The 15,621-nt window shown below is 71.0% G+C and carries 15 protein-coding genes; 13 read left to right on the top strand and 2 right to left on the bottom strand.

From position 1 onward, the window contains the following. The first annotated feature begins 14 nt into the window (after positions 1-14). From AC1MIR_RS02475 to AC1MIR_RS02415, 13 genes are all read left to right on the top strand, one after another. Positions 15-992 (top strand): Bug family tripartite tricarboxylate transporter substrate binding protein, encoded by a 978-nt coding sequence (locus AC1MIR_RS02475; protein WP_480026603.1) that lies wholly within the window; start codon positions 15-17, stop codon positions 990-992. A gap of 143 nt (positions 993-1,135) precedes the next feature. Beyond that, positions 1,136-2,209 (top strand): TRAP transporter substrate-binding protein, encoded by a 1,074-nt coding sequence (locus tag AC1MIR_RS02470; protein WP_480026602.1) that lies wholly within the window; start codon positions 1,136-1,138, stop codon positions 2,207-2,209. Between the two features lie 49 nt (positions 2,210-2,258). Next, positions 2,259-2,864, top strand: coding sequence for a TRAP transporter small permease subunit (locus tag AC1MIR_RS02465; protein WP_480026601.1), 606 nt, complete (start codon positions 2,259-2,261; stop codon positions 2,862-2,864). Continuing rightward, a complete protein-coding gene (locus tag AC1MIR_RS02460; protein WP_480026600.1) occupies positions 2,861-4,234 on the top strand; it encodes a TRAP transporter large permease in 1,374 nt (457 codons plus the stop codon). The genes AC1MIR_RS02465 and AC1MIR_RS02460 overlap by 4 nt, the downstream gene beginning before the upstream one ends. Positions 4,235-4,295: 61 nt before the next feature. Further along, entirely contained in the window at positions 4,296-5,045 is a 750-nt protein-coding gene (locus AC1MIR_RS02455; protein WP_480026599.1) for a maleate cis-trans isomerase family protein, read from the top strand. Positions 5,046-5,050: 5 nt separating this feature from the next. Continuing rightward, positions 5,051-5,791 (top strand): GntR family transcriptional regulator, encoded by a 741-nt coding sequence (locus AC1MIR_RS02450; protein WP_480026598.1) that lies wholly within the window; start codon positions 5,051-5,053, stop codon positions 5,789-5,791. 61 nt (positions 5,792-5,852) lie between these two features. Beyond that, the gene (locus AC1MIR_RS02445) at positions 5,853-6,725 is read left to right on the top strand and encodes a polysaccharide deacetylase family protein (protein WP_480026597.1); all 873 of its coding nucleotides are present in this window, start codon (positions 5,853-5,855) and stop codon (positions 6,723-6,725) included. Beyond that, complete coding sequence (locus AC1MIR_RS02440; RefSeq protein ID WP_480026596.1) at positions 6,722-8,107, top strand: MmgE/PrpD family protein; 1,386 nt, start codon at positions 6,722-6,724, stop codon at positions 8,105-8,107. The genes AC1MIR_RS02445 and AC1MIR_RS02440 overlap by 4 nt, the downstream gene beginning before the upstream one ends. Positions 8,108-8,159: 52 nt before the next feature. Continuing rightward, on the top strand, positions 8,160-9,320 hold the full coding sequence (locus AC1MIR_RS02435) for an acyl-CoA dehydrogenase family protein (protein WP_480026595.1): 1,161 nt from the start codon (positions 8,160-8,162) through the stop codon (positions 9,318-9,320). Further along, positions 9,317-10,447, top strand: coding sequence for a CaiB/BaiF CoA transferase family protein (locus tag AC1MIR_RS02430; RefSeq protein ID WP_480026594.1), 1,131 nt, complete (start codon positions 9,317-9,319; stop codon positions 10,445-10,447). Before AC1MIR_RS02435 ends, AC1MIR_RS02430 begins: the two co-directional genes overlap by 4 nt. After that, the gene (locus AC1MIR_RS02425) at positions 10,440-11,777 is read left to right on the top strand and encodes an MmgE/PrpD family protein (RefSeq protein WP_480026593.1); all 1,338 of its coding nucleotides are present in this window, start codon (positions 10,440-10,442) and stop codon (positions 11,775-11,777) included. Before AC1MIR_RS02430 ends, AC1MIR_RS02425 begins: the two co-directional genes overlap by 8 nt. Before the next feature lie 12 nt (positions 11,778-11,789). Then, positions 11,790-13,181, top strand: coding sequence for a phenylacetate--CoA ligase family protein (locus AC1MIR_RS02420; RefSeq protein WP_480026592.1), 1,392 nt, complete (start codon positions 11,790-11,792; stop codon positions 13,179-13,181). Next, the gene (locus AC1MIR_RS02415) at positions 13,181-14,368 is read left to right on the top strand and encodes an amidase (RefSeq protein ID WP_480026591.1); all 1,188 of its coding nucleotides are present in this window, start codon (positions 13,181-13,183) and stop codon (positions 14,366-14,368) included. The genes AC1MIR_RS02420 and AC1MIR_RS02415 overlap by 1 nt, the downstream gene beginning before the upstream one ends. On the opposite strand, the gene AC1MIR_RS02410 is transcribed toward AC1MIR_RS02415, so the two are convergent. After that, positions 14,355-15,134 carry an enoyl-CoA hydratase-related protein gene (locus AC1MIR_RS02410; RefSeq protein ID WP_480026590.1) on the bottom strand — a complete coding sequence of 260 codons (780 nt, stop codon included), beginning with the start codon at positions 15,132-15,134 and terminating at the stop codon, positions 14,355-14,357. The two genes, AC1MIR_RS02415 and AC1MIR_RS02410, sit on opposite strands and share 14 nt — an antisense overlap. After that, positions 15,131-15,493: a carboxymuconolactone decarboxylase family protein gene (locus AC1MIR_RS02405; RefSeq protein WP_480026589.1), complete on the bottom strand. Its 363-nt coding sequence runs from the start codon at positions 15,491-15,493 to the stop codon at positions 15,131-15,133. Before AC1MIR_RS02405 ends, AC1MIR_RS02410 begins: the two co-directional genes overlap by 4 nt. Positions 15,494-15,621: the final 128 nt, after the last annotated feature.

Here is a 15,621-nt window from a genome sequence, read left to right as displayed (position 1 = left end):
CGGGAGGACGCGAGATGGAGATGCGCGCGACGCGACGGGGCCTGCTGCTGTCGGCCTGCGCCCTGCCCTTCCTCGGCCGCGGCGCCGCCGCCCAGGCCTGGGCGCCGAACCGGCCGGTGCGCATCGTGATCGGCTTCCCGCCCGGCGGCGGCATCGACATCCTGGCGCGGCTCATGGCGCCGAAGATGGCGGAGAAGCTCGGCCAGCCCGTGGTCGTGGAGAACCGCCCCGGCGCCAACGGCCTGCTCTCCACCGAGACCGTCACGCGGGGCGAGCCCGATGGCCATGCGATCCTGTTCGGCACGACGGGCGTGCTGGCTGTGAACCAGGCGCTGTACCCCGACAAGGTGGACCTGCTGCGCGACCTGGCGCCGCTGTCGCATGTCGCCTCCCTGGATTTCGTGCTGGTGGTGAACCCGGCCGTGCCGGCGCAGACCCTGCCGGAGTTCATCGCGCTGGCGAAGGCGAAGCCCGGCGAGCTCAATTTCGGCTCCTCCGGCAATGGCGGCCTGCCGCATCTCTCGGGCGAGCTGCTCAATGCGCAGGCGAGCATCCGCACGGTGCATGTGCCTTATCGCGGCAGCGCGCCGGCCTATGCCGACCTGATCGGCGGGCGCGTGCAGTTCATGTTCGACGCCTTCGCCATCGGCCGCCCGCATATCGAGGCCGGGCGCGTCCGCGCGCTGGCCACCACCGGATCGAAGCGCATGGCGGCGCTGCCGAACGTGCCGACGCTGAAGGAGACGCTGCCGGAGTTCGAGGTGCAGAACTGGTACGGCATGTCGGTCCGCGCCGGCACGCCGGATGCCGCGATCGCGCGGCTGCAGCAGGAAGTCGCCGCCGCCCTGCGCGACCGGGAGGTGGCCGAGCGCGCGGCGACGCTCGGGCTCGACCTCGTCGGCAGCACCGCCGCGCAGTTCGCGGCCTTCCAGCGCGCCGAGATCGCGAAATGGGGCGGGGTGATCCGCGCCGCGAACATCACCGCGCAATAGCGCCGGCCGCCCGGCTTCCCTGCCGGCCATCCCTGCGGCACTCTGCCGCGCCAGGGAGAACGTGCCCGCGGCATGAGCCTTGCTCCGTCAGGTTTGCCTGGGGCAAGGCCAGACCGCGTGGCCGGTGGGAGAGAGAGCGAATGATGACCAGGATCGGTACGATGGGCCGCGCGCTGCTGGGCGCGGCGTTGGGCGCCGCGATGCTCGTGGGGCCCGCCCGGGCGCAGGGCCAGGTGAACATCCAGGCGGTGACGCAGCCCTCGCCGGCCATTCCGCAATGGACGCGCGTGGACATCCCGATGCTGCGCGATGGCCTGCCGCAGCGGAGCAACGGGCGCGTGCGCGTCTCACTGTCCTCCTGGCCCGAGCGCAGCCTGAACGGGCCCGAGATCGTGCGGCTGGTGCGGTCGGGGCAGGTGGACATCGGCGCCGTGCCGCTGAACACGGTGGCCGGCGACGTGCCGCTGCTCGACATGCCCGACCTCGCGGGCCTGAACCCCGATATCGGGCAAGCCCGCCGCGTGGCGGAGGCGCTGACGCCGGAGCTCAACCGCGGACTGGAGCGGATCGGCGTGCGCATCATCGCCACCGCCCCCTACCCCGCCCAGGTGCTGTTCTGCCGCGAGCGCGTGAACAGCCTGGCGGAGCTGCGCGGCAAGCGCATCCGCACCGGCGGCGGCTCGATCAACGACTTCGTGACCGCGGTGGGCGGCCAGGCGGTCGGGATCGGCTTCCCCGAGGTCTATGGCGCGCTGGAACGCGGCGTGGTGGATTGCGCCATCACCGGCACCGGCAGCGGCAACGGCGCGCGTTGGTACGAGGTGACCACGCACATGTATGCGCTGCCCGTGGCCTGGTCCACCTTCGGCTACTTCGTCAACCTCAACTGGTGGAACCGCCTGGACGCGCCGACGCGCGACCTGATCACCACCACCTTCGCCGAATTGCAGGACGCGCAGTGGAAGCTCGGCGATGAAGCGACCGAGGACGGCATCGCCTGCAACACCGGCGCCCGCGCCGGCTGCTCGATCGGCCGGCTGGTGGAGAACCGGCCGATGACCGTCACCCGCGCGACGCCCGAGGACCTGCAGACGCTGCGCGGCATCCTGACCAACAACGTGCTGCCCGCCTTCGTCCGCCGCTGCGGGGCCGCCTGCGGCGAGACCTACAACCGCATCGTCGCGCCGATCTCCGGCGTCCGGTACGAGGCGCGGTGACACACGCGCGCCGGGCCCTCCCCGGTCGGCGAGGGCCCGCAGGATGCTGATGGCCGCCACGGCGCTGCGCCGCGGCATCACCGTCGTCGCCACCGTGATGGGCGCCGTCGCGGGCTGGGGCTTCGTGCTCTGCGCCTTCTTCATCGCCGTCGAGGTGCTGGCGCGCGCCTTCCTGCGCGTCAGCACCGGCTCCACCGTGGAGATCTCGGGCTACATGCTGGCCTTCGGCCTCTCCTGGGGGCTCGCGAGCACGCTGACGCAGCGCGGGCATGTGCGCATCGACATCCTCATCAACCGCCTGCCGCGGCATGCGCGCGTGCCGCTCCACCTGCTCTCCCTGGCGCTGCTGGCGGTGTTCGTCGGCTTCCTCGCCTATGGCGCCTGGATGCTGGTGGATGAGAGCCTGCTGTTCGGTGCCTCCGACATCAGCGCGCTGCGCACGCCGCTGGCGATCCCGCAGGGCCTCTGGGCCGGGGGGCTCGTCGTCTTCCTCCTGCTGATCATCGCGATGCTGCTCGAGAACCTGCTGCTCGCGATCGCCGGCGATGCGCGCGCGGTGGAACGCAACCTGGCCTCCCGAACCTATGGCGAGGAGGCCGAGGAAGCGCTGGAGGCGCTGAAGGACGGCAAGGCCGGCCGGGAGACGAAGCCGTGATCGCCGCAGTCTTCATCCTCGCCGTCGTCGGACTGTTCCTGGGCCTGTCGCTGACCGGCGTGGTGGGTGCCGAGCAGGGCGCGCTGCTGCCGACCGTGATGGTCCTCGGCGTCTTCGCCGCCTTCTTTGCGGGCGGCATCTATGTCGGCGCGGCGCTCGGCATGCTCGGCATCCTCGCCGGCTTCGCCTTCTCGGACCGGCCTTTCTGGACCTTCCTCGGCCAGACGGCCTGGGGCCCCTCCTCCTCCTTCGTGCTGGTCTCGGTGCCGCTCTTCCTGCTGATGGGCGAGATCCTGCTGCGCGCCGGACTCTCGGCGCGCCTGTACCATGCGCTGAACGTCTGGCTGGACCGCACGCCCGGCGGACTGCTGCACACCAACATCCTCTCCTGCAGCGTCTTCTCGGCCGTCTCCGGCTCCTCTGTCGCGACGGCCGCGGCGATGGGCTCGGTCGCCCTGCCCTATTTCCAGGGCAAGGGCTACGACACGCGCGTCGTGATGGGCTCGCTCGCCGCGGGCGGCGCGCTCGGCATCCTGATCCCGCCCAGCATCGTCTTCATCGTCTATGCGCTGATGACAGAGACCTCCGTCGGCGCGCTCTACCTCGCCGCGCTCGGTCCCGCGCTGCTGATGATCCTGCTCTTCACCGGCGTGATCCTCCTGAACCGCAAGGCGGCGCCGCCGCCTTCGGAGCGCATCCCGCTGCGCGACAAGCTGCGCGCGCTGGTCGGCCTCATCCCGGTCATCCTGCTGATCCTGGTGGTGCTGGGCACGATCTATGCCGGCCTCGCCACGCCGACGGAATCGGCCGCGCTCGGCGTCGTCGCCTCGCTCGGCATCGCCGCGCTGGAGGGGCGCTTCTCCTTCCGCATGCTGCACCAGAGCGCGGAGGCGGCCGCACGCAGCACCTCGATGATCGGGCTGATCCTGCTCGGCGCCTATGTGCTGAACTACATCATCAGCCTGCTCGGCGTGCCGCAGATGATCGCCTCGGTGGTGGATGGCCTGCCCTTCCCGCCCTGGGTCGTGATGCTGCTGATCATCGCCTTCTACGTCGTGCTCGGCACCTTCATGGAAGGCTTCTCCATGATCATCACGACGGTGCCGCTGGTCTTCCCGATCGTCGTCTCGCTCGGCTACGACCCGATCTGGTTCGGGGTGGTCGTCACCATGCTGGTGGAGATCGCGCTGATCAGCCCGCCCTTCGGAACGGTGCTCTTCGTGCTGCAGGGAATGCGGCGCGACGGCAAGCCGATCGGCGACCTGTTCGTGGGCGTGCTGCCCTTCGTCGGCGCCTACATCCTCGCGATCCTCATCCTGATGATCTTCCCCGGCCTCGCGCTGTGGCTGCCCTCCGTCGCGGGGCCCTGACGGGCGAGTTGTCCGGACAATAGCGGCGCGCTAGCCTGCGGGCGACAGGAAGGATCGCCCCATGACGGACAGCCTCGGCTGGCGCCGCAAGTTCGGCGTCATCGCGCCCTCCACCAACACCTCGGTGCAGCCGGAATTCGACGCCATGCGGCCGCCCGGCGTCACCAACCATTTCGGCCGCATCCGCATCCCCAACATGAAGCTCGCCGGCGACGCGGATTTCAGCGCGCTGATGGACGCGATCCGCGGCACCATCATGGAGTGCGTGGATTCCGTGATGTCCTGCGAGCCCGACTACCTGGTGATGGGCATGTCGGCCGAGACCTTCTGGGACGGGCTGGAAGGTTCGGTCGAGCTCGAGAAGCGCATCGAGGCCCGTGCCGGCGTGAAGGTCGCGATGGGCTCCGACGCCTGCCGCGCCGCGCTGCGCACGCTCGGGCCGGACATCACCCGCATCGCGGTGATCACCCCCTACCAGCCCGTGGGCGACAAGCAGGTGGTGCGCTTCTTCAACGATTGCGGCTACGAGGTGGCGGCGCTCAAGGGCCTGAAATGCGAGAGCCCGGTCGCCATCGCGCATGTCTCCGAACGCACGCTGCGCGACGCCATCCTGGAGCTGAACGACAGTTCCGTGCAGGCGATCGTGCAGGTCGGCACCAACCTGGCCATGGCGCGGCTCGCCGCCATCGCGGAGTTCTGGCTCGACAAGCCGGTGATCGCCATCAACACCGCGACCTACTGGTGGGCGCTGCGGCAGAACGGCATCCAGGACAAGGTGCAGGGCTTCGGCGCCCTGCTCGAGAAGCACTGAGAGGCATGCCGCCGCGCGACGTCACGCCGCGCGCCCCGCTCTATGCCCGCATCGAACAGCGGCTGCGTGATGCCATCGCCGAAGGCCGCTACGCGGTCGGAACGCTGCTGCCGACGGAGGCCGAGCTCTGCGCCACGCTGAAGGTCTCGCGGCACACGGTGCGGGAGGCGATGCGCCGGCTGGTCGAGGCAGGACTGGTCGAGCGGCGCCAGGGCGCGGGCAGCATCGTCATCGCACGCGAACCGCCGCTCGGCGAGGTCTTCGCGCTGCCCAGCATCGACGGGCTCAACCGCTACGGCGAGGACACACGCCTGCTGATCCATCACCGCGCCATGGCGCCGCTCGGCCGGGAAGAGGCCGCGCTGGCGCAGGGTGCTGTCGGAGCAATGTGGCTGTCGGTGCAGGGGCTGCGCATCGGCCAGGATGGCAGGCCGCTCGCCACCACCGACATCCTGATCCATCCCCGCTTCGCCGCGATCGCCCCCGACCTGCCCGAGCGCGGCGCGATCCACCGCGCCATCGAGCAGCGCTTCGGCGTGGAGGTCGCCGAGGTGGTACAGGAGATCTCTGCCGGCCCGCTGCCCGCCGCCGCCGCAGCCGCGCTGCACCGCAAGCGGCGGGCGACCGGCATGCTCCTGACGCGCCGCCATGTGCTGACGGATGGCGCGACGCTGCTGGTCTCGCGCAACTGGCACCCGGCCGAGGGTTTCGCCTACGCCATGCGGCTGCGCCGGCAGGAAGGCTGAGACTTCACGCGCGCCACGCCGCGCGCTAGGCAATGTCCGGACAAGTTCCGGGGAACCCGCCATGTGGCCGGATGAGGCGCGGCTCGCGCTCAGCATCGTGGTGAATGTCGAGGAAGGCGCCGAGATGTCGCTGCGCGACGGCGACAAGGGGCCGGAGCCGGTGGACGAGCTCGGCGTCCATCTGAAGGTGCCGATCCGCAACTTCGCCAACGAGTCCAACTACGAATACGGTATCCGCGCCGGCTGGCCGCGCGTGGACGCCATCCTGAAGAAGCACGCCATCCCCGCGACCTTCACAGCCGCGGCGATGGCGCTGGAGCGCGCGCCGCAGATCGGCCGCGCCATCGCGGCGGGTGGTCACGAGCCCTGCAGCCACGGTTGGCGCTGGATCCACCAGTTCTCCTACAATGAGGAACGCGAGCGCGACTTCGTCCGTAAGGCGGTGGAGAGCATCCGCGCCACCACGGGTCAACGCCCGCTCGGCTGGCTTTCGCGCTACCTGCATTCGCCCCGCCTGCGCCGCACTTTGGCGGAGGAAGGTTTTCTGTACCACATGGACGACTTCTCGGACGACGTGCCGCGCTGGGATGTCGTGGAGACGGATGCCGGGCCGCGCGCCATCATGCTCGTGCCCTATGCGCTCGACACCAACGACATGAAGTTCTGGCTCGCGCCCGGCTACACGCCGGAACAGTGGCTGGACTACGCCGTCGAGACCTTCGAGGTGCTGTGGGAGGAAGGAAGTTCGGCGCCGCGGATGATGTCGCTTGGCCTGCATCTGCGCATCATCGGCCGGCCGGGCCGCATCCGTGCCTTCGACCGCTTCGTCCAGCATGCCCGCAGCAAGGCGGGCGTATGGTTCGCGACGCGGCTGCAGATCGCGCGCGCCTTCGGCGCCCACACCCCCGCCCCCGCGGAGCCCGCCGCACGATGAACTACGACGTCACCGAAGCCCTCGCCCGGCACGCAGCGCGCGTGCGCTTCGCGGATCTCAGCCCTTCGGCCATCGCGAAAGCAAAAACCTTCCTGCTCGACACGATCGGCGTCGGCGTCGCCGGCAGTTCCGGCACGGGCGTCTCGCAGGTGCTGGAACTCGCGCGCTCCTGGGCGCCCGGCGACGAGGCGACCTCCTGGGTCGGCGGGCACCGCATGTCGGCCGGGTCGGCGGCCATCGCCAACGCCTATCTCATCCACTGCCTGGAATTCGACTGCGTCCATGAAGGCGCGGTGGTGCATCCGATGGCCACGCTGCTCTCCGCGCTGATGGCCTGGTCGGAACGCGAGGCCGCGCGCGGCCGCCCCGTGGACGGCAAGCGGTTCCTGGCGGCGATGGCGGTCGGCGTGGATGTCGCGGGCAATCTCGGCATGGCGACGGACGCGCCGCTGCGCTTCTTCCGCCCCGCCACCGCCGGCGGCTTCGGCGCCACCGCGGCGATTGGCAACCTGGCCGGCTTCGACGCCGCCACGATCCGCAGCGCCTTCGGGCATATGTACGCGCAGACCTGCGGCACGATGCAGGCGCATGTCGAAGGCTCGCCCGCGCTCGGCCTGCAGATCGGCTACAACGCCCGCGGTGCCATCGGCGCGATGGACCTCGCCGCCGCCGGCCTGACCGGCCCGCTCGACGTCTTTCACGGCCGCTACGGCTACTACGTGCTGATCGAGGACGGACAGTTCCACCCGGAACGCGTCGCCGAACGTCTCGGCAAGCGCTGGGAGATCGAGCAACTCTCGCACAAGCCCTTCCCCTCCGGCCGCCTGACGCATGGCCTGGTGCACGCGCTGCGCGACATGATGCGCGAGCACGGCTTCGCAGCCGACGACGTCGCGGAGGTGGTCTGCTACGCGCCGCCGCTGGTGCGCCGTCTGGTCGGGCGCCCGCTCGTGCCCGACCCGGCCTCGAACTACGCCAAGCTCTGCCTGCCCTTCGTCGGCGGCGTCTGGCTCGCGCATGGCGCCTGCGACGTGCCGCATTTCCGCGGCGAGGCGCTGCGAGACCCCCGCGTGCACGCCTATGCCGCGCGCATCCGACACGAGCCGGACGGCAACACCAACGAGAACGCGCTGGACCCGCAGCGCTTCGTGATCACGCTGAAGTCCGGCGCCGTGCATGAGATGCTGCTGCCCCATGCCTATGGGCACCCGAAGGCGGCCCTGACGGCCGCAGAGAACGAAGAAAAATTCCTGCGCTGCTGCGGCCATGCCGAGCCTGCGCTGCCGCGCGACCGCGCGCATCGCGTGATCGAGATGATCGCTGGCATCGAGGCGCTGCCCGACATCGCCGCCCTGCCCGCGCTGCTCGCGGGCCGCGGTTGACCGTGCATCGGGGCGCGCTAATTTGTCCGGACAAATGCCGCTTGAGGCCGCCATGGACGTGAACATCGCCCGCCAGTCCGAGGAGGACGACGCCCTTCTCGACGCCATCGAGAAATGGCTGGAGCGCGACGTGCGGCCGCATGTGCTGCGGCTGGAGCATGCGGACGAATACCCGCATGAGATGGTCGCGCAGATGAAGGAACTCGGCCTGTTCGGCGCGACCATCCCGGTCGAGTATGGCGGCCTCGGCCTGTCCGCCACGACCTATGCGAAGATCGTCGAGAAGATCGCCGAGACCTGGATGTCGCTCTCCGGCATCTTCAACAGCCACCTCATCATGGCCGCCATCGTCACCCGCATGGGGACGGAGGAGCAGAAGGCGACGTGGCTGCCGAAATTCGCCGCCGGCGAGATCCGCGGCGGCCTGGCATTGACCGAGCCCGACTGCGGCACCGACCTGCAGGCGATCCGCACGCGCGCACGCCGCAGCAACGAAGGCTATGTGATCAACGGGACCAAGACCTGGATCAGCAACGGCATCGAGGGCACCTGCTTCGCCCTGCTGGTGAAGACCGACCCGCAGGCGGAGCCGCGCCACAAGGGCATGTCCATGATTCTCGCCCCGAAGGGGCCCGGCTTCCGCGTCGGCCGCAAGCTCGAGAAGCTGGGCTACAAGGGCATCGACAGCGCCGAGCTCGTCTTCGAGGATTACGCCGTGCCGGCCGAGAACCTGATCGGCGGCGAGGGCAAGGGTCTGCAGGCCGCTCTGTCGGGCCTGGAGCTCGGGCGCATCAACGTCGCCGCGCGCGGCTGCGGCCTGGCCTCCGCGGCGCTCAAGGATTCCGTGCGCTACAGCCAGATCCGCCGCACCATGGGCAAGCCGATCTGCGAGCACCAGGCGATCCAGCTGAAGCTCGGCGAGATGGCGACGCGGCTGCAGGCGGCGCGACTGCTGACCTACGACGCCGCGCGCGCCTACGACAAGGGCGAGCGCTGCGACATGGAAGCGGGCATGGCGAAGTATTTCGCGAGCGAAGCCGCGGTGGAAAACAGCATGGAGGCGATGCGCATCCATGGCGGCTACGGGTACTCGAAGGAGTACCACGTGGAGCGCTACTACCGCGACGCGCCGCTGATGTGCATCGGCGAAGGCACGAACGAGATGCAGCGCATCATCATCGCGAAGCAGCTGATCGCGCGGAACCCGGTATGAAGCTGCAAGGCGTCCGCGTCCTCGACCTCTCGCTGTTCCTGCCGGGACCGTATCTCACCACGGTCATGGCCGATCACGGCGCCGAGGTGATCAAGGTGGAGCCGCCCGCGGGCGAGCCGGTGCGCAACATCGGGCTGCGCGCCAATGGCGAGAGCGTGTGGTTCCGCAACACCCATCGCGGCAAGAAGTCCATTGTCCTGAACCTCAAGGATCCCACCGATCTCGCGGCGCTGCACGATCTCGCGCGCAGCTGCGACGTCATGCTGGAATCCTTCCGCCCCGGCGTCGCCGATCGCCTCGGCATCGGTGCGGCGGCGATGACCGCGCTGAACCCGCGGCTGGTCTATTGCTCGATCTCGGCCTTCGGCCAGGACGGCCCGCTGCGCGACCGCCCCGCGCATGACCTGGCGGTGGAGGCGCTGGCCGGCACGGTCTCGATCAGCCTCGGCCAGGACGGCAACCCGACGCATCCGAACGTCCCGCTGGCCGACGTCACCGCCTCCCTGCTCGCGCTTTCGGCGATCCTGATGGCGCTGTATCGCCGCGAGACGACCGGGCGCGGCGACGTGATCGACATGGCGATGTTCGACGCCACGCTCTCCTGGCTGCCCAACGCAACCGGCGCCGTCTTCGCCGAGGACCGGCCGCCGCGCGTGAAGGAGGAGCGCCAGTGGGGCGGCGGTGCCTTCTACAACATCTACGCGACGCAGGACGGCAAGTGGGTCGTGCTCGGCGGCAGCGAGCACAAATTCGTCGAAACCCTGCTGCATGCGCTCGGCCGTGCCGACCTGATCCAGTCGGCCTCCGGCCCGCCTGGCCCGGCGCACAAGCCCACGGAAGCCTTCCTGCGCGAGACCTTCGCGACGAAGACCCGCGACGAATGGGAGGCCTGGTTCGCCGGCCGTGACGTCTGCTTCGCGCCTGTGCTCGACCTGCGCGAGGCGCTGCACCAGCCGCACAGCCTGGCGCGGCGGATGCTGGTGCGCGACGAGGAGGGCAACCTGCATCTCGGCCTGCCGATCAAGTTCCGCGACGAACCCGGCGCGCTGAACCCGAAGCTGCCCCGGCTCGGCGAGCACACGGCGGAGGCGATCGCCGCGGCGCGCAAGCGCCTGGCCGATGGCTGAGGCCTCGCTCACCGAAGGCCTCGTCGCGCTGCTGGCGCGGCCCATCGCGCCGGCGGACCGCAGGCGCGCGGTGCTGCATCTGCTGGACTGGATCGGCTGCGCGGCGGCCGGCGCCGTAAGCGACACGGGCGCTGTCTTCCGCCGCCACGCCGCCGCGCAGCCCGCGGGTTCCGCGCGCGTGATCCGTGGTGGCCGCACCACCGCGCGCGAGGCCGCCTTTGCCAACGGTGCCTTCGGCAACGTGCTGGAGATGGACGACGTCCATCGCGAGGCGATCCTGCATCCCGGCCCGGTGATCATGCCCGCTTGCCTTGCTCTCGCCGCGGAGCGCGCTGCCGGCGGCCTGGCGCTGCTCGACGCCATCCTGCGCGGCTACGAGGCCGAGATCCGCATCGGCCGCGCCATGGGTGCCGCGCATTACGCGCGCTTCCATCCGACCGCGACCATCGGACCCTTCGGCGCGGCCGCTGCCGGCGCGTCGCTGCTGCAACTCGATGCCGCGGCGACCGCCTGGGCGCTCGGCAACGCCGGCACGCAGGCTGGCGGCGTGTGGCAATGCCGGCACGAGCCGGTGATGACCAAGCAACTGCACACCGCCCGCGCTGCCGTGATGGGCCTGGAAGCGGCGGAGCTTGCCGCGCTCGGCCTGACCGGCCCGCGCCAGATCCTGGAAGGCCCGCAGGGCGTGTTCGCCGGGCTGGCGCCCGATGCGCGGCCGGAGCGCGTGCTGGCCGAGCCCGATGCGCCCTGGCTCGTTCACGCAACCAGCTTCAAGCCCTGGCCCGCCTGCCGCCACGCGCATCCGACCATCGACGCGGCGCTGGCGCTGCGCCCGAAGCTGATGGGCCGTGCCGTCGCCGGCATCACCGTCGAGAGCTATGCCGACGCACTGGCCTTCTGCGACCGCCCCTCGCCGCGCGACACGGTCGCCGCAAAATTCTCGCTGCAGCATGCCGTGGCGGTGTGTCTGCTGGACGGCTCGCCGCCGCTCGCCGCCTTCGATCCGCCGGCGCTGGAGCGCGCCGACATCGTCGCCCTCCGCGCTCGCGTCACGGTGCGCGAGGCGCCCGCCTTCACCGGCGCCTATCCGGCGCATTTCGGCGCGGCCGTCACGCTGCGCCTGGAAGATGGCACGGTGCTGCGCGAGAGCGTCGCGGATGCGCTCGGCGATCCCGAGAACCCGCTGGCGGAAGACGCCATCCTCGCCAAGGCGCGCATGCTGATGGACAGCGCCGGCGTGGATGCGCAGCGTGCGGAGGCGGTGATCGCGGCCGCTTTCGCCCTGCTGGACGACGCGCCCGCCATCCGCCTGAACGACCTCCTGCCCTGACCGGAGCCGCGCATGGCCGTCTTCGACTACGTCACCGCGATGGACCCCGAGGGCCTGCGGCGCGACTACCCGATCGGCCCCGACTTCCCCGGCGCGCTGCGCGGCCTCTCGCGCGATGCGTTGCGTGCCCGGCAGGAGCGCGACTTCCGCAAGGTGATGGAATTCGCCTGGAAGGTGCCGTTCTACCGGCGCCTCTGGGGCGCGAAGGGCATCGAGCCGGGCGACATAAGCGGGCTCGACGACCTGCCGAAGCTGCCGAGCTACGACAAGGCCGACATCATGGCGAGCGTGGCGGAATACCCGCCGATCGGCGACTTCCACGGCCAGGATGCGCATCCGCCGGAACGCCGCCCGCAGATCATCTTCCACACCACCAGCGGCACCACCGGCAAGCCGCAGCCCCTGCTGTTCGGCCCGAAAAGCCGCGAGGTGCAGAACCGGCTGCTCGCACGCCTCTACCTGGCCGCCGGCATGACGCGCGACGACGTCGTGCACAGCGTCTACGGCCACGGCCTGATCAATGGCGGCCACTATGTGCGGGAGACGGTGCAGCACTGGGTCGGCGCGCGCTTCATGTCAGCGGGCACCGGCACCGAGACGCGCAGCGCCCAGCAGGTCTTCATCATGAAGGAGTTCGGCGCCACCTGCCTCATCGGCTTCGCCGACTACATCAAGCGGCTTTCCGAAGTGGCGCGGGAGGAAGGCTTCGTCCCCAGTCGCGACATCCCCATCCGCCTGATCTGCGCCCATCTCGGCAGCGAGAGCCAGGCGAGCCTCTCCGCCGCCTGGGGTGGCGCCGCGGTGTATGACTGGTACGGCGTGGGCGACACCGGCATCATCGCCGGCGAGTTCCCGGACCGCACGGGGATGCATGTGATGGAGGATGCGCATGCGCTCGAGATCGCGGACCCCGACACCGGCCTGCCGGTGGAACGCGGCCGCCTCGGCGACATGATCTGCACCTGCCTGTTCAAGGACGACATCTTCCCGATCATCCGCTTCAACACGCATGACGTGACGGAGGAAGTTGCCGGCGACAGCCCCCTCGGCATTCCCTTTCGGCGCATCCGCGGCTTCCTCGGCCGCAGCGACAACATGGTGAAGCTGCGCGGCATCAACCTGTTCCCCACCGGCATCGGCGCCCTGCTGGTCGAGCATTGCGAGGCCGCGACCGGCGAGTTCATCTGCCGCGTGCGGCGCGACGGCACGCGCGACGCGATGACGGCGCATCTCGAAGTGCGCGGCGAGCGCGCGGACGGCCTGCGCGAGACGCTCGAGGCGGTCCTGAAGACGCGCCTCGGCGTGGAGGTGGCGGTCGCGCTGGAAGCGCCCGGCAGCCTCGCCGCGCTGACCCAGGTGGAAAGCCGCCAGAAGCCCATCCGCCTGCTGGACGAGCGCAAGTGATGGACGATCGCTGGGGTATCTTCTGGCACTACGCGCCGCAGCCGGCGACAGACGGGCCGCTCGCCGGCCTGGCCCTGGCCGTGAAGGACAATGTGGACGTCGCCGGCATGCCGACCACGGCCGGCTTCGCCGCCCACACGGCGCGCCTGGCCACGCGGGACGCGCCCTGCGTCGCCGGGCTACGGGCGGCGGGCACAAGAATCCTCGGCAAGGTCGCGATGCATGAAGGCGCGCTCGGCGCCATCACGGATGTCCCGCGGCTCTGCCACAACCCGCTGCGCCACGGCTTCACGCCCGGCGGATCGTCGGGCGGATCGGGTGCGGCCATCGCGGCCGGCCTCGCGGATCTCGCCATCGGCACGGACACGATGGGCAGCGTGCGCATTCCCGCCGCCTATTGCGGTGTGGTCGGGCTGAAGCCGACGTCGGGCCTCGTCTCGCGCAGCGGGGTCGTGCCGCTCTCGCCGGCCTTCGACCATGTCGGGATGCTCGCGCGCACCCCGCGCCTCGCCGCGCGCGGGCTTGAGGCGATGGTCTCCGACGACCCCGCCGATGCCGCCAGTCGTCCCGCCCCGCCCGGCTGGCATGCCGTGCCGGCATCCGCGCCGCGCATCGCGGGCCTGCGGATCGGCCTGCCCGAACCTATCCTCGCCTCGCCCATGGAACCGGCGATCCGCGCCGCATGGGACGCGGCCGCGCAGCGACTGCGCGATGCCGGCGCGATCGTTGAACCCGTGGCTGTCAAAGGCTGGGAGCCCGGCGCCGCACGCCGCGCCGGCCTGTTGCTGATCGAAGCCGAGGCCGCCACGCTGCACGCGGCGCTGATCGCAGACGCCAGCGCGACAACGCCCGGCTTCCGCGCCGCGCTGCAATACGGCCGCGACGCCGGCACGGTGCGGCTAGCGCGCGCGATGTTCCGCCTGGCGGAGGTGCGGGCGGGCGCACTGCGCGCCCTCGATGCCTGCGACCTGTTGCTGATGCCCACAGCGCCGCAGCGCGCCTTCGCCTTTGGCGCGCCCGCGCCGCCGGACCAGGCAGATTTCACCGCGCTCGCCAACATCGCCGGCCTGCCGGCCATCGCGATCCCCTGGCCGGCGGAAGACCTGCCCGCCTCCGTCCAACTCGTCGGCCGCGCCCACGCCGAGGCCCTGCTGGTCGGCGTGGCGGAGGCGCTCAGCGCGCCCTGAACACCGGGGCGCGCTTGGCGAGAAACGCGTCGTAGCCCTCGCGGAAGTCGGCGCCGGCGAAGGCCGCGTCGAACATCCGGCGCAGCCCGGCCGACTCCCATGCCGCACCATCCTCGATGGCGTTCGCCATCGCCTTGATGGCCCGCAGCGCGGGGCGCGATCCGGCGGTGACGGGCGCAAGGCGCTGCGCCACGAAGCCCTCCAACTCCTCCACCGCGCAGACCTCCTCGACCAGGCCGATGCGCAGCGCCTCCGCTGCCTCCACCAGCCGCGCGGTGAACAGCAGTTCCTTCGCCCGCGCCGCGCCGACCGCGCGCATCAGCCGTGTGGTGTCGGCCTGGCTGTAGATCAGCCCGAGCTTCGCCGGCGTCACCGCGAAGCGCGCATCCGCCGCCGCGAAGCGCAGGTCGCAGGCCAGCGCGAGCGCGACGCCGCCGCCGACGCAGGCGCCGCGTGTCACCGCCACGGCAGGCTTCGGAAACGCCGCGAGCGCCGCCGCGGCCGCGCCGATCTCCGCATTCGCCTGCGCCGTCGCCTCCGCCGTCGCATAGGTCTCTGCGAATTCGCTGATGTCGGCGCCGCCGCAGAAATGCCCGCCGGCGCCCTCCACCCGCAGCAGCGCTACCGAATCGTCCGCGGCGGCCTCGGCGACCAGCGCCGGCAGCGCCTGCCACATCGCGCGCGTCATGGCGTTGCGGCGCGCGGGCTGGTCCAGCAGCAGCGTCGCAACCGCTCCTTCGCGCAGCAGCCGCACCAGGCCGGTCACGCCGCCAGGTCCTCGACGCGCTTCATCACCGCCGCGCCGGCCCGCGCCCAGCATTGGTGGCCGTGGATCAGGATGGCGATGGACAGCGCCTCCATGATCTGGCCGGGCGTGAGCCCCGCGCGCAGCCCTGCCTCGGCATGCGCGACGGCGCCCTCCACATGGCCGGCGACGACATCCAGCACGATGAACACCAGCTCCTTCTGCGCCAGCGGCAGATGCCCCTCCGGGGGTGGGCGATAGGCCGCCTCGCGTGCCGCGAGATAGGCCGCGAAGGCCTCCGGCGCATGGCGCTGCAGCAGCGCGACGCTCTCCGGCACCTGGCCGATGGTGCCGCCGAAATGCCGTTGCGCCTCGTCCATGGTGGGGGCCTCCGCCTGCCGCACGCGCAGCCTATCCGGCTGCCGCCGGCCGGCGCCAGCCGGGTGCCGGATTTGTCCGAACAAGTGTTGTCAGCGCCAGGGCCGCATGGTTAGGTCGCGGCAGGGAG

This window comes from Falsiroseomonas sp. RANM36 (genome assembly GCF_056682175.1).
The sequence above is the reverse complement of the archived record's forward strand: the minus strand, read 5'-3'. Positions and strand labels throughout refer to the sequence as shown.

Bases quoted from the DNA above. Each gene is read 5' to 3' on its own strand.
- AC1MIR_RS02475 (WP_480026603.1), top strand. From the start codon at position 15: ATGGAGATGCGCGCGACGCGACGGGGCCTGCTGCTGTCGGCCTGCGCC.
- AC1MIR_RS02450 (WP_480026598.1), top strand. From the start codon at position 5,051: ATGCCGCCGCGCGACGTCACGCCGCGCGCCCCGCTCTATGCCCGCATC.
- AC1MIR_RS02415 (WP_480026591.1), top strand. From the start codon at position 13,181: ATGGACGATCGCTGGGGTATCTTCTGGCACTACGCGCCGCAGCCGGCG.
- AC1MIR_RS02465 (WP_480026601.1), top strand. From the start codon at position 2,259: ATGGCCGCCACGGCGCTGCGCCGCGGCATCACCGTCGTCGCCACCGTG.
- AC1MIR_RS02425 (WP_480026593.1), top strand. From the start codon at position 10,440: ATGGCTGAGGCCTCGCTCACCGAAGGCCTCGTCGCGCTGCTGGCGCGG.
- AC1MIR_RS02420 (WP_480026592.1), top strand. From the start codon at position 11,790: ATGGCCGTCTTCGACTACGTCACCGCGATGGACCCCGAGGGCCTGCGG.
- AC1MIR_RS02435 (WP_480026595.1), top strand. From the start codon at position 8,160: ATGGACGTGAACATCGCCCGCCAGTCCGAGGAGGACGACGCCCTTCTC.
- AC1MIR_RS02405 (WP_480026589.1), bottom strand. From the start codon at position 15,493: ATGGACGAGGCGCAACGGCATTTCGGCGGCACCATCGGCCAGGTGCCG.
- AC1MIR_RS02440 (WP_480026596.1), top strand. From the start codon at position 6,722: ATGAACTACGACGTCACCGAAGCCCTCGCCCGGCACGCAGCGCGCGTG.
- AC1MIR_RS02430 (WP_480026594.1), top strand. From the start codon at position 9,317: ATGAAGCTGCAAGGCGTCCGCGTCCTCGACCTCTCGCTGTTCCTGCCG.
- AC1MIR_RS02445 (WP_480026597.1), top strand. From the start codon at position 5,853: ATGTGGCCGGATGAGGCGCGGCTCGCGCTCAGCATCGTGGTGAATGTC.
- AC1MIR_RS02470 (WP_480026602.1), top strand. From the start codon at position 1,136: ATGACCAGGATCGGTACGATGGGCCGCGCGCTGCTGGGCGCGGCGTTG.
- AC1MIR_RS02455 (WP_480026599.1), top strand. From the start codon at position 4,296: ATGACGGACAGCCTCGGCTGGCGCCGCAAGTTCGGCGTCATCGCGCCC.